At 39.3% G+C, this 13509-nt stretch carries 14 protein-coding genes; 13 read left to right on the forward strand and 1 reads right to left on the reverse strand.

Features of this window, described 5'->3' with window-relative positions; translation table 11 throughout:
- Nucleotides 1-27: 27 nt before the first annotated feature.
- The 13 genes from pdxY (at nucleotide 28) to pmrB (ending at nucleotide 12851) form a co-directional block, all read left to right on the forward strand.
- Nucleotides 28-894: a pyridoxal kinase PdxY gene (gene pdxY, locus ABEA36_RS09890; protein ID WP_345491654.1), complete on the forward strand. Its 867-nt coding sequence runs from the start codon at nucleotides 28-30 to the stop codon at nucleotides 892-894.
- A gap of 67 nt (nucleotides 895-961) precedes the next feature.
- On the forward strand, nucleotides 962-1420 hold the full coding sequence (locus ABEA36_RS09895; RefSeq protein ID WP_345491656.1) for a helix-turn-helix domain-containing protein: 459 nt from the start codon (nucleotides 962-964) through the stop codon (nucleotides 1418-1420).
- Between the two features lie 285 nt (nucleotides 1421-1705).
- Entirely contained in the window at nucleotides 1706-2815 is a 1110-nt protein-coding gene (gene ispG / locus ABEA36_RS09900) for a flavodoxin-dependent (E)-4-hydroxy-3-methylbut-2-enyl-diphosphate synthase (RefSeq protein WP_345491658.1), read from the forward strand.
- Nucleotides 2816-2840: 25 nt separating this feature from the next.
- Entirely contained in the window at nucleotides 2841-4142 is a 1302-nt protein-coding gene (hisS, locus tag ABEA36_RS09905; RefSeq protein ID WP_345491660.1) for a histidine--tRNA ligase, read from the forward strand.
- Between the two features lies 1 nt (nucleotide 4143).
- The gene (locus ABEA36_RS09910; RefSeq protein WP_345491662.1) at nucleotides 4144-4794 is read left to right on the forward strand and encodes a YfgM family protein; all 651 of its coding nucleotides are present in this window, start codon (nucleotides 4144-4146) and stop codon (nucleotides 4792-4794) included.
- Between the two features lie 109 nt (nucleotides 4795-4903).
- Nucleotides 4904-6088, forward strand: a complete 1185-nt coding sequence (bamB, locus tag ABEA36_RS09915; RefSeq protein ID WP_345491664.1) for an outer membrane protein assembly factor BamB — start codon at nucleotides 4904-4906, stop codon at nucleotides 6086-6088.
- A 30-nt stretch (nucleotides 6089-6118) separates the two neighbouring features.
- Complete coding sequence (gene der, locus ABEA36_RS09920; protein WP_345491666.1) at nucleotides 6119-7585, forward strand: ribosome biogenesis GTPase Der; 1467 nt, start codon at nucleotides 6119-6121, stop codon at nucleotides 7583-7585.
- 1 nt (nucleotide 7586) lies between these two features.
- On the forward strand, nucleotides 7587-7838 hold the full coding sequence (locus tag ABEA36_RS09925) for a YfgJ family double zinc ribbon protein (protein ID WP_345491669.1): 252 nt from the start codon (nucleotides 7587-7589) through the stop codon (nucleotides 7836-7838).
- A 38-nt stretch (nucleotides 7839-7876) separates the two neighbouring features.
- Nucleotides 7877-8521: an adenylate kinase gene (gene adk / locus ABEA36_RS09930; protein WP_345491671.1), complete on the forward strand. Its 645-nt coding sequence runs from the start codon at nucleotides 7877-7879 to the stop codon at nucleotides 8519-8521.
- Nucleotides 8522-8776: 255 nt separating this feature from the next.
- Complete coding sequence (locus ABEA36_RS09935) at nucleotides 8777-9355, forward strand: phosphatase PAP2 family protein (RefSeq protein ID WP_345491673.1); 579 nt, start codon at nucleotides 8777-8779, stop codon at nucleotides 9353-9355.
- 36 nt (nucleotides 9356-9391) lie between these two features.
- On the forward strand, nucleotides 9392-11062 hold the full coding sequence (eptA, locus tag ABEA36_RS09940; RefSeq protein WP_345491675.1) for a phosphoethanolamine transferase EptA: 1671 nt from the start codon (nucleotides 9392-9394) through the stop codon (nucleotides 11060-11062).
- A gap of 5 nt (nucleotides 11063-11067) precedes the next feature.
- On the forward strand, nucleotides 11068-11742 hold the full coding sequence (gene pmrA, locus ABEA36_RS09945) for a two-component system response regulator PmrA (RefSeq protein ID WP_345491678.1): 675 nt from the start codon (nucleotides 11068-11070) through the stop codon (nucleotides 11740-11742).
- Nucleotides 11743-11747: 5 nt separating this feature from the next.
- Entirely contained in the window at nucleotides 11748-12851 is a 1104-nt protein-coding gene (pmrB, locus tag ABEA36_RS09950; RefSeq protein ID WP_345491680.1) for a two-component system sensor histidine kinase PmrB, read from the forward strand.
- A gap of 36 nt (nucleotides 12852-12887) precedes the next feature.
- Here pmrB and grpE read toward each other — a convergent pair whose 3' ends face one another.
- A complete protein-coding gene (grpE, locus tag ABEA36_RS09955; RefSeq protein WP_345491682.1) occupies nucleotides 12888-13490 on the reverse strand; it encodes a nucleotide exchange factor GrpE in 603 nt (200 codons plus the stop codon).
- Nucleotides 13491-13509: the final 19 nt, after the last annotated feature.

Consider the following 13509-nt stretch of genomic DNA (forward strand, 5'->3'; position numbering starts at 1 on the left):
TTATTTGATATTGCGACAGGAAACAAAATGAAAAATATACTCTCAATCCAATCACACGTTGTTTTTGGTCATGCAGGTAATAGTGCTGCTGAGTTTCCAATGCGCCGTTTAGGGGTTAATGTCTGGCCGCTTAATACGGTACAATTCTCTAATCACACCCAGTACCGCCAATGGACGGGAACCGTCATGCCTGCATCACATTTAGTCGAAATTGCCGACGGAATTAGTGCCATTGATGAGTTAAAAAATTGCGATGCGGTACTGAGTGGTTATATGGGGTCACCGGAACAAGGTAATGCCATTATCGATATCGTCAAAAAGGTGAAAGCGGTTAACCCTAACGCCATCTATATTTGTGATCCGGTGATGGGTCACCCAGAAAAAGGCTGTTTTGTTGCACCTGGTGTTGCAGAGTTTTTATGTAATACTGCTTTACCAATCAGTGACATGCTATCCCCCAATATTTTAGAACTTGAAGAACTCAATGGCAAACAACGCATTAATAATGTTGATGAAGCGATTCTTGCTTGCCGTGAAATTTGTAAACGTGGGCCTAAAGTAGTGTTAGTAAAACACTTAAGCCGGGCCGGTTATCAAAATGATCGTTTTGAAATGTTATTAGTCACCAAAGATGAAGCTTGGCATATTCACCGCCCATTAGTGGATTTTGGGGTTCGCCAACCCGTTGGTGTTGGTGATATGACCAGTGGCTTATTGATTGCCAATATTTTAAAAGGCAAATCACTGGTTGAAGCATTTGAACACACGACATCGGCAGTTTATGCGGTGATGCTTGAAACCCTCAAACGAGATAAATATGAATTACAACTCGTGGCAGCTCAAGATGAAATTGCAAATCCGAGCCAGTGGTTTAAAGCAAAAAAAATTGACTAATTACGCTGATAAGTAAAAATTTGATTTACCTATCTCTACTCAATATTACTATCATTAGGAGGCGCTAATGACGGACGAAACAATCAAACAAAAAGAAAACATTGTTTCATTAGGTAAAAAGTTAGCTACCTTACGGCAGGGACTTGGTTTAACGGAAAGAGAAGTGGCTAGCCGGATTCATGTTCGTACCAGTATTATAGAAGACATTGAAAATGACAAAGTGATTAATGTACCGCCCGTGTTTTTAAAAGGCTATATTAAAAACTATGCCACTATTGTGGGTTTACCTGTTAGTGAATATCAGCCTTTTTTAGATTCACAAATGAAAAAACCTTCAACTCAAATAATGAAAAATTATTCAAACAAAGAACAAACTAAACGGCACAGTAAGCGCCTGTTAACAGTGAGTTTATTAATTATTTTGATGATTATTGGGGTAACGGCTTTTCTGGTTTGGAGAGACAATAAAAGTGAATTAGTTGAAGTCACTCACTATATTTCCCCACCAACTGCCAATAATGGTTAAACTCAGTCAATCATGCTGATGAAAATCAGCATGGTTTACAGATATGTCTATGGTTATACCAGATAATTCAATTTGCTTAACCTCTTAAAATGTTAAGCATTTTATGGTTTTTTCGTTAAATTATTGTTGTAACCTATAATTATAGTGTAAAAATGCCAATAATTTCAGCCATCTTCCCTTTTCGCGCGATTGTTTGACGACTTATTTTTCCGATTCCTTACAGACATTTTTAACAAATCTTGCTAAGATTAGCAGCAAACTATTTTTTATTACTTAGGTTCCTATATGAGTCATGCGGATTCGCCAATTAAACGACGAGAATCCACCCGAATTTATGTTGGTAATGTGCCAATAGGTGCTGGTGCGCCTATTGCCGTGCAATCAATGACCAACACACGTACCACTGATGTCGAAAAGACGGTGGCTCAAATCCAAAGTCTTGAACGAGTGGGTGTTGATATTGTACGTGTTTCTGTGCCAACGATGGAGGCCGCAGAAGCCTTCAAATTAATCAAGCAACAGGCAAAAGTGCCGTTAATTGCGGACATTCACTTTGACTACCGTATTGCGTTAAAAGTGGCTGAATATGGCGTTGATTGTTTACGTATCAATCCAGGTAATATTGGTAATGAAAGCCGCATTCGTAGTGTTGTTGACTGTGCCCGTGATAAAAATATTCCAATTCGTATTGGGGTAAACTCGGGTTCATTGGAAAAAGACATTCAAGAAAAATACGGTGAACCGACGCCACAAGCGATTGTGGAATCCGCCCTACGTCATGTTGATATTCTTGATAAACTTAACTTTGACCAATTCAAAGTCAGTGTAAAAGCGTCTGATGTGTTTACCGCCGTTGAAGCCTATCGACACCTTGCTAAACAAATTAAACAACCTTTGCATTTAGGTATTACTGAAGCTGGCGGAGCACGTAGCGGCTCAGTCAAATCAGCTATTGGTTTAGGAATGCTACTGGCGGAAGGTATTGGTGATACACTTCGAGTCTCATTAGCCGCAGATCCAACCGAAGAAGTAAAAGTCGGTTTTGATATTTTAAAATCATTACGTATCCGTGCTCGTGGTATTAACTTTATCGCTTGCCCTACCTGCTCAAGACAAGAATTTGATGTCATTAATACGGTTAATGAGTTGGAACGCAGGCTTGAAGATATTATTACACCAATGGATGTGTCAATTATTGGTTGCGTGGTTAACGGGCCCGGTGAAGCATTGGCCTCAACCATGGGGATAGCTGGCGGCCATAATAAAAGTGGTTTTTATGAAGATGGTATTCGAATCGGTAGAATCGATAACGATCAAATGATCGATGAATTAGAAGCTAAAATTCGTTCTAAAGCCCAAATAATGGCGAACCGAATTGAGATAAAAACAGAATAATTAAATTCAATTAGTGAAAAATAAAATGGCAGAGAAAAAAATACAATCTATTCGCGGCATGAATGACTTACTTCCAACAGAAAGTGCATTATGGCAGCAAGTAGAAAAAACCGTTAAAACGGTACTAAATAGCTATGGTTATAATGAAATTCGCACGCCAATCGTTGAAGATACAGGGTTATTTAAACGCGCAGTTGGTGAAGTGACAGACATCGTTGAAAAAGAGATGTATACCTTTAACGATCGTAACGATGAAAGCATCACATTACGACCTGAACTTACCGCCGGGTGTGTTCGCGCAGGTATCGAACATGGGCTTTTATATAACCAAGAACAACGTCTATGGTATTTTGGACCCGCGTTTCGTTACGAAAAACCACAAAAAGGTCGCTACCGACAATTTCATCAGTTTGGTGTAGAAGTATTTGGTTTAGAAGGTCCTGATATCGATGCAGAACTGATTTTATTAACAGCTCGCCTATGGAAAGCATTGGGCATTGCAGAGCATACATCATTAGAGCTCAATAGTATTGGTTCGCTTGAAGCAAGAGCCGATTATAAACAAGCTTTAGTTGCTTATCTTGAACTGCATAAAGATGCACTTGATGAAGATTGTAAACGTCGTATGTACAGCAATCCACTACGCGTGCTTGATTCTAAAAATCCAGCATTACAAACTATTTTGAATCATGCACCAAAATTAAGTGATTACCTTGATGCCGATTCAAAAGCACATTTTGCCGGTTTATGCCAATTATTAGATAGTGCAGGCATTGAATATACCATTAACCAACGTTTAGTCCGTGGCCTTGATTACTATAATCGCACCGTATTTGAATGGGTCACTAACAGTCTTGGTGCACAAGGCACCGTATGTGGTGGTGGTCGTTATGATGGTTTAGTCAGTCAATTAGGCGGACAATCAACACCTGGCGTCGGTTTTGCCATCGGTGCTGAGCGCCTTGTTCTACTCATTCAAACGGTTAATACCGAATTGAAAAGTGATAATAACATTGATATATATATGATATCATCTGGCGAATTAGTCAATGGTCAACATACCACGGCAATAGCACAGCGACTTGCAGAGCAAATTCGTGATGCCATGCCAAATAGACGTATTATGACTAACTATGGTAATACCAACTTTAAAAAACAATTTAGTAAAGCGGACAAATACGGCGCCAAAATCGCAGTCATTGTCGGTGGAAATGAAGCATTAGAAAATAAAGCCATGATTAAAGAGCTACAAACCGGTAATCAATACGCGGTAGATCAACATCATGTTGCACAACAATGTTTAGAAATACTGGAGAAGGGAGAATAACGTGAGTCATTCTGATAGTGAAGAACAAGTTCAAGAAATTAAAGAGTTTCTTGCTAAAACATGGAAGATTATTGTTGCAGTTATTGTTATCGGTTTACTTGCCGTATGGGGATGGCGCTATTGGCAATCTCATCAAAGCGGTAAAATGGTCGATGCATCGGATCAATATGAATTACTCATATCAAAATTAAACCCAGCCGATCCAGCATCCGTTGATCAGTTAGTGACTTTTGCCAAAGATAACAATAATATTTACAGTGTATTTGCAAACTTAAAAGCTGCACAATTTTATGTTGAGGTGCGTAAAGACTATACAGGCGCTGAAACGCTGCTAGCAGATGCCATCAAAAAGACTGATGCAGAACCTGTGCAAGCGATTATTAACATTCGTATTGCAAGATTACAGTATCAACTTGAAAAATATGACGATAGCTTAGCCTCATTAGCCAAAGTAACCGATCAAAGTTGGGCTGCATCGGTCAATGATATTCGTGGTGATGTTTTAGTGAAAATGAAAAAATATGCTGAAGCTTGTGATGCCTATCAAGTTGCGTTAGCGTCAAGTCCAACACCTGAACTTGATGTCAATCTTAAAATGAAACTTAACCAAGCTGAATACTTAAAAGTTCAACAAGAACAGAATAATAGCTAAAAAAATACTCGCGGCGGTATCGTTTTACGAACCGCCAAAAAGGCTACTCGATAACGCTCAGTAGTGATACATAATCAGCTTAATCTAAGCAATTTGTAGGAACAAAAACATGAATTTGCGTAAATATTTTTTAGCAAGTGCATTGGTTGCTTCAATGGCATCAATGACAACCGGTTGCTCACTATTCGGTGGTGAAGTTGATACCATTGAAGTTGCACCATCTCCGGTTACTCAAACGACATTCCCACTTAACGAATTATGGAATAATAGTTTATCGGGTAATACTAAAATTTACTCGTTACTATCACCAACCGTCTATGACAATGTGGTTTACGCTGCAGGACGTGGTGGGCAAGTTAAAGCTATCGACCTTGCTACAGGTAAAACACTGTGGAATGTTGATGTTTCAAATAGTTCTCTTTTCCGTAGTCAGTCTGCCTTATTATCTGGTGGTGTCAATGCGGATGATAAGTATGTCTATTTAGGTAGTGAACGCGCGACACTTTATACATTAGATAAAAGCAGCGGTGCCATTGTCTGGAAAAAAGATGTAAAAGGCGAAGTACTAGCTAAACCGGTTTCAACAGAAAGTAAAGTCATTGTGCATACGGCGAATGGTTATCTACAAGCGCTTGAGCAAGATACCGGTAATGATATTTGGGATATGAACATGGAAGTCCCACCGTTAACGTTACGTGGTCAATCAACACCAACCGTTGCTTATGGTGCCATTATTTTAGGTGATGACAGTGGCCATGTGAACGCTTATTTTGCTCAAGACGGGCAATTAATTTGGCAACAACGTATTTCACAACCAAGTGGTTCCACAGAAATTGCTAAACTTAACGATGTTGATACTACGCCGGTAATTGAACAAGGCCTAGTCTATGCGATCGGTTATAATGGCAATATTGTGGCATTAGACTTAAGTAATGGTCAAACGGTTTGGAAAAAAACACTCAGCTCAACACACAGTATCGCTATTAATCAAAACCGTATTTTTGCGGTAGATCAAGATGACAATTTATATGGATTATCTAAAAACGGCGGTGCGGTAATTTGGAAACAATCTGATTTACTTCACAGACAACTAACGGATCCTGTTGTTTACCAAGAATATGTTGTTGTTGGCGACTATGAAGGGTTCCTGTATTTAATTGATATCAATACTGGTGATGTTGTGACTAAAACTCAAGTCAGCAGCAGCGGTCTTGCAAGTAAACCGATTGTGGTTGATAACAAAATCATTATTCAAGCTAAAAATGGCAACGTCTATAGCTACGGGCCACGATAATTTTAACTTGTCTTAAAAAAGAGAACTGACATGATACCTGTCATTGCATTAGTTGGTCGCCCAAATGTGGGTAAATCAACATTATTTAATAGATTAACAAAAACCCGTGATGCACTTGTTGCTGATTTTCCGGGATTAACGCGTGACCGTAAATATGGCCGCGCTGAAATAAAAGGCCACGAATATATCGTTATCGATACGGGTGGTATTGATGGTAGTGAAGAAGGCATTGAAGGCTTTATGGCTGGCCAATCTTTGCAAGCCATTGAAGAGGCCGATATCGTTTTATTTATGGTTGATGCAAGAGCAGGGGTTATGCCCGCTGATCATGCGATTGCGAAGCACTTGCGTAGCCGTGAAAAACCAACGTTTATGGTTGTCAATAAAACAGATGGACTTGACGCTGAAGTAGTCATCAATGAGTTTTATGAGCTCGGTTTAGGGGATGTTTATCCTATCGCAGCAAGTCATGGTCGTGGTGTCACCGCGTTAATTGAAACCGTGCTCGACCCGATTTTTGAATTTGAAGACCCGAAAGTATTTAATGATGAAGATGATGATCGTCATGACCTTCCTGAATCTTACGATGACTCCGTTCTTGATGATACCGAAGCGCTAATTAACCAACCGATTAAAGTTGCGATTGTTGGTCGCCCAAATGTAGGTAAATCAACCTTAACTAACCGCATCTTAGGTGAAGAACGTGTCGTTGTCTATGATATGCCAGGCACAACCCGTGATAGTATCTATATTCCAATGACGCGTGATGAAAGGGAGTACATCCTAATCGATACCGCCGGGGTCAGAAAACGCGGTAAAATTAGTGAAGCCGTTGAAAAGTTTTCAGTGATCAAAACGTTGCAAGCCATCGAAGATGCGAATGTTGTTATTTTAGTCATTGATGCTCGTGAAGGTGTATCCGATCAAGATTTATCATTGCTAGGCTTTATTATTAATAGTGGTCGTTCATTGGTCATCGCAGTAAATAAATGGGATGGCTTATCATTAGATGTCAAAGAACAAATCAAAGCAACGCTTGATGAACGTCTCGATTTTATTGATTTTGCCCGTTTACACTTTATATCGGCACTGCATGGTAGTGGTGTGGGTAATCTGTTTGATTCAATTCAAGAAGCCTATGCCTGTGCAACGCGCCGCGTTAACACGGCATTATTAACTAAAATTATGCAAATGGCGCAAGACGATCATCAACCACCATTGGTGCAAGGTCGACGCGTTAAATTAAAATATGCACATGCTGGTGGCTATAATCCACCGATCGTTGTGATCCATGGTAATCAGGTGACAGATTTACCAGACTCTTATAAGCGCTATCTCATGAATTATTTCAGACGATCGCTTAAGATCATGGGGACACCAATTCGGATTCAATTCAAAGAGGGTAATAACCCATTTGAAGGGAAAAAGAATACATTAACGGCGTCACAACAACGTAAACGCCGCCGATTATTAAAGCATGTTCGAGGTCGCCGTTAAAATGGCACGCGAAGCTGACGTTACGCAGGGTGAAGGCATTTGTCCTAAATGCCATCACACCATGCAAAAACAACGCCTAGGGCATTATTATTGCCCAACGTGTCAGCAAGGTTATGATGAAAGCTATCGATGTCCAACTTGTGGTGCACCCTTGTCCGAAATAAAAGGCTGCGGTGCAATAAACTATTTATGTCGAACAGATGGTTTGGTCTCAAGCAGTAAAATTATTTTTCATTATCAGCAAAGTCATTAAAGCGAAACACATTAAAAAACGAAAGAGGTTATCTTCAAATGCGAATTATCTTATTAGGTGCACCTGGAGCAGGTAAAGGCACACAGGCTCAATTTATCATGCAACAATATAGCATTCCGCAGATTTCAACCGGAGATATGCTAAGAGCAGCCGTAAAAGCAAGGACAAAACTGGGTTTACAAGCAAAAGAATTAATGGATGCGGGTAAATTGGTTACCGATGAACTGGTCATTGCGCTTGTGAAAGAACGTATAGCACAAGAAGATTGTAAAAATGGCTTTTTACTTGATGGTTTTCCACGTACTGTGCCACAAGCTGATGCAATGAAAGCCGCAGGCATTAATGTTGATTATGTTCTTGAATTTGATGTACCAGATGACGTCATTATCGATCGTATGAGCGGCCGCCGTGTGCATGCCGGTTCTGGGCGTGTTTATCACCTAAAATATAATCCACCAAAAACGGAAGGACTTGATGATATTACAGGTGAAGAATTAACAATTCGTAAAGATGACTCTGCAGAAATCGTCAGTAAGCGTTTAGTGGAATACCATCAATTAACCAAACCGTTAATTAACTATTACCAAAATGATGCAAAATCAGGTCATACAAAATACTTTAAAATTGACGGTACACAGCCTGTTCCTGCTGTCACAAAAGAATTATTGGCCATTTTAGGTTAACCGCTATTTGTAACTAACATCGATTAAAGGCATCACGTATGCCTTTATTTTTTCAATATTCTCAACGATGCAAGTGCATCATCACCCCATACCATATCACTCTAAACTCATCGAGTGTTGAATTACATGATGAAGACTGAATAAACCTAGCACATCCTTAATTATTCAATATTAAGTAAAATATCCCGCCTTAAGGTTTTCTTAAGCTAAGTTCCATACACTTGTTAGCACACTCACCATGTAAAAGGTCATACGATGTTAACACAAATCAATACTCAGCTATTTTTACTGCTTAATGCGGCACCCGATGCCAGCAAATTTACCATTAATTTTGCCCTATTTTGTGCACAGTACTTAATCTATTTGCCGATCATTATTGGCGTTTACTGCGGGTTTAAAAAACCCACCACCAGACAGCTGTTAGCTAAAATAGCGTTGATTGTAATGGCAACACTCATACTTACAGTATTATTACGCGCTTTTGTAAGTTCACCAAGGCCGTTTGATCTTGCAATCGGAACTAACTATCTCCCTCATACCAGTAGTAATTCATTACCGAGCAAACATGCCGCATTTATTTTTGCCATAACATTCGCATTGCTTAGCAGCGTAAAGCAACAACTCACGAAACAATATCTCGCTATTGGCTGTCTATCGATCGCACTATTAATCAGTTGGGCAAGAATTTACCTCGGCGTACATTGGCCACTCGACATATTGGCAGCAATAGTGATCAGTGCTGTTTGTGCTTATACGATTGATCAATATTGGCCAAATCTTAAGGCAATATTCAAAACTCGATTACCAAATTTAAAATTATTTAATCACCAATAACCAAGCCATCGGCCGATAATTTGAGTCTATTTCATTATGTTTAAAACAATTAAATCGCTAATCCAGCGACCGATTTCAATCACCTTATTCATCACGATTATTGCCATTTATCAGGCAAGCTATTTAAATTCCACCTACTACAAACAAGTCTTATCAGCTTTATCAATTAGGGGGATAAATGATATCGTATTTTTCTGTACGATGCCGCTCGTCGTATTTTGTGTTATTTTCATACTACTTAATCTTTTTATCTGGCCTCGCCTGATTAAATTGGTCGCCAGTATTTTGATTTTAATTAGCACGCCTGTGAACTACTTTATGGCAACCTACCGTATCATGATCGATCGGGATATGTTGCAAAATGCACTCGATACAACCCAAGCAGAGTCATTTACGCTGATCACGCCTGGTTTGATCATTGAAATCATCCTGTTTGGTCTATTGCCAATATTGCTGATCGTGTTGGTAAACATCAAACCAATTAAACACTGGGGCCTGTATTTATTGCGTCGTCTTTGTTCTGTGATTTTAGCCGTTCTGCTAATTGTATTGGTCGCGGCATTATTCTATAAAAATTATGCTGCATTTATGCGTAATAATTCTGGCATCATTAAATATTTGACCCCGTCAAACTACATTGCGGCCATTTATAATCAATATGATTACTTAAAATATAAAAATTTACCCTTTGTTGAATTAGGCGATGATGCCTATCAAGAGCCATCAGCGAATAGCAACGGGCAAAAAAATGTAATGATTCTAATTGTCGGTGAAACTGCTCGTGCTAATAATTTTTCATTAGGTGGCTATAGTAAAGACACAAATGCATTACTCGCCAAGCAAAATGTCACTTATTTCCAAAATACCACGTCTTGTGGTACTGCAACGGCTTACTCTTTGCCGTGCATGTTTTCAAATATGACTCGGGAAGATTACAATCCTAAACTGGCTAATAAGCAATCCAATGCGTTAGATATTTTACAAAAAGCCGGTGTTAATATTTTATGGGTTGATAATGATAGTGGTTGCAAAGGTGTATGTGATCGAGTACCAACGATTGATGTTACTCAGAAATATCAAAATGCGTCAAAACTCTGTCAAGAAGGGGTTTGCTATGACGATATTTTGCTGACTGACTTACCTGAATATCTAGATCATATCCAAAATGATACATTAATCGTGTTACATACGATAGGTAGCCATGGTCCAACTTATTATCAGCGTTACCCTGACGAATACCGTAAATTTACACCAACATGTGACACGAATGAAATAAATCGCTGTTCACAAGACGCCTTAGTCAATACCTATGATAATACGATCGTGTACACGGATGCCGTCATTAACCAAACAATTGATTTGTTAAAACGTTATGATAACCGTTACAATACCACCTTAATGTATCTTTCCGATCATGGCGAATCATTGGGCGAAAACAATATTTATTTGCATGGTATGCCGTATTCTATCGCGCCAAAGGAACAAACCGAGATTCCGCTTGTCTTATGGTTATCGGATAAATATGAACAACAACAAGCTGTTGATCGCCAGTGTCTCGATGTAGCAGCAAAAACACAGCCGTTTTCACAAGATAACTTGTTTCACTCCTTATTAGGGATGTTTAATGTAAAAACGACACAATACCATGCACAATTGGATATATTAGGTACTTGTCGAACGACTTTAAATCATATTGAGCCAAAATAAAAACGATGAAAATACTGATAACTGAAGATGATAGTTTACTACAAAAAGGCCTCTACAGTGCTTTGAGTGGAGAAGGTTATGCTTGTGAAATCGCTGAAAATGGTAAACAAGCAAATCAATTAATGGCGATATCGCAATTCAGTCTGGTCATTTTAGATCTTGGCTTACCGGACTGTGATGGATTACAGCTCTTATCGCAATGGCGTAAACAAAAAATTGCGATTCCAGTTTTGATCTTGACGGCACGTGATACGATAGAAGATCGCGTTGAAGGACTTGATTTAGGGGCTGATGATTATCTTATTAAGCCCTTTGCGTTAACCGAATTACTTGCCCGCGTCAGGGCATTAATTCGGCGTAATCAAGGCCATAGTGATAACACCATTGAGTGTGGCCCATTTGTGCTCGATCTTAAACAACAGCAAGTCTGTTTTAATCAAACGGTTATTGCTCTTACGCCAAAAGAATATGCCATTCTAGCCAGACTAATGGGTAAAGCACCACAGCAAATTCACCGTGATATTCTGCAAAATGATCTGTATAGCTGGAGTAGTGATCCAAGCTCAAATGTATTAGAAGTCCATATCCATAGCTTGCGCCAAAAAATTGGTAAGCAGTATATCCGTACCATTCGCGGCTATGGCTATCAATTTATACTCGACCCATTACCAACAAAGTGAGAAACATGATGCCAATCCAACAAAAAATTGATCAGATTCGATACAGCATTCGTTGGAATTTATTTATCACGCTGGGTTTAATTATGTTGGTCTGCCAATTAGTCACGGTCTTTTGGCTATGGCATGAAAGCAAAGAGCAAATTGATGTGTTAGTTGATCTCACGTTGAGTAAAGAGATCAGCGCCGCTGCAATTCATCGTGAAGAAGTTGAAGCCATTTTTGCATTATTGCTGTCAACGTTAGTGATTATGTCTGTGACATTATTTTTAGCTTATAAAGCAATTAAACGCATAACTAAACCACTTGAGTCGCTGCAATATGACTTATCCATCCGCACGGCTGACAATTTACGCCCCATTCAATCACTGAGTGAAATGCGCGAGATAAAGTCAATTTCTACGGCGTTAAATAGTCTTTTCTTTCGCTTAGATGAAACTCTGCAACAAGAACGCCTATTTACTGCCGATGTGGCACATGAGCTGCGTACGCCCCTAGCAGGAATTCGACTGCATTTAGAACTGCTCGAACTCAAACAAAACATTCCTTGCCAAGAGCTGATTGAGCGTATAGATCGCTTAGTTAATACCGTTGAACAACTATTAACCCTTGCCAGAGCAAGTCAAAAATTCATTACTGGTGATGAGCAGTCCATTGATTTTCAAGCAAATGTGGTCAATGTCATTGCAGGCGAATTAAATGAGATGGTCGAAAACAAAGCTCAAACGCTCACTTGGCAACTCAGTAAACCATCTATTGCATTTATGGGGGATAGTACGCTGATTTGCCTACTAATTCGTAATTTGGTCGAAAATGCTTCACGCTATAGCCCGCCACAGACTGAAATTACGGTGAGTTGCTATCAACATGATGAGCAGCATATTTTACTTGAAGTGAAAGATCAGGGACCCGGTATCGATGAAGATAAAATATCACAACTGACACAAGCTTTTTTTAGAATGGATCGTCGGCACAAAGGGATCGGACTTGGACTCAGTATTGTACACCGCATTATTAAACTGCACCAAGGGCAATTAATTTTGAAAAATCGTTCTGACGGTCAAGCAGGTACGATGGTGCAATGCCTTTTTAATATCCAAACTAATCGATAATCTCACACACCAGCGTGTGAGATTATCGCTTGTAAACTATTTTGCAACCACAACCATGGCGGGACGAATAAGACGGCCATTTAAGGTATAACCCTTTTGAATCGTATTAACGATTTGACCCGCTTTATGTTCAGGTGATTCAATCATGGTAATCGCTTGATGAACATCTGGATTTAAAACACCACTTTCAGTTGAAACCACATCAACACCAAATTTTTTCACGGTGTCTAAAAACGATTTCAAGGTTAACTCTAAACCTTCAATCGTAGCTTGATGTTCTGGGTTCGCTTTGTCGGTTGCTTCAAGTGCACGTTCTAGATTATCAATGACCGGCAATAATTCTGCTGAGAATTTTTCTAAAGCAAATTTATGGGCTTTTTCAACATCTTGTTCAACTCGTTTACGGACATTGTCGATTTCAGCACGAGCACGAACCATCGCTTCACTTTCATTCTTTTTGGCAATTTGTAGCTCTTTTTCAAGTGTTTCAATACGCTGATCTTTCTCTTTAATCACCGCATCAAGTTGCGCTTGAGGCTGACTATCTGGTTGCGTTGCATTGTTAATATTGTCTGCTGATTCCGCTTTTGTGTTAATATCTTCATTTTGTTGTGACATATTATTTTCTTGCTCTGTCATAAGGTACTCCAAAATTATC

It is taken from the genome of Orbus sasakiae, from assembly GCF_039542345.1.
Classification (GTDB): domain Bacteria; phylum Pseudomonadota; class Gammaproteobacteria; order Enterobacterales; family Orbaceae; genus Orbus; species Orbus sasakiae.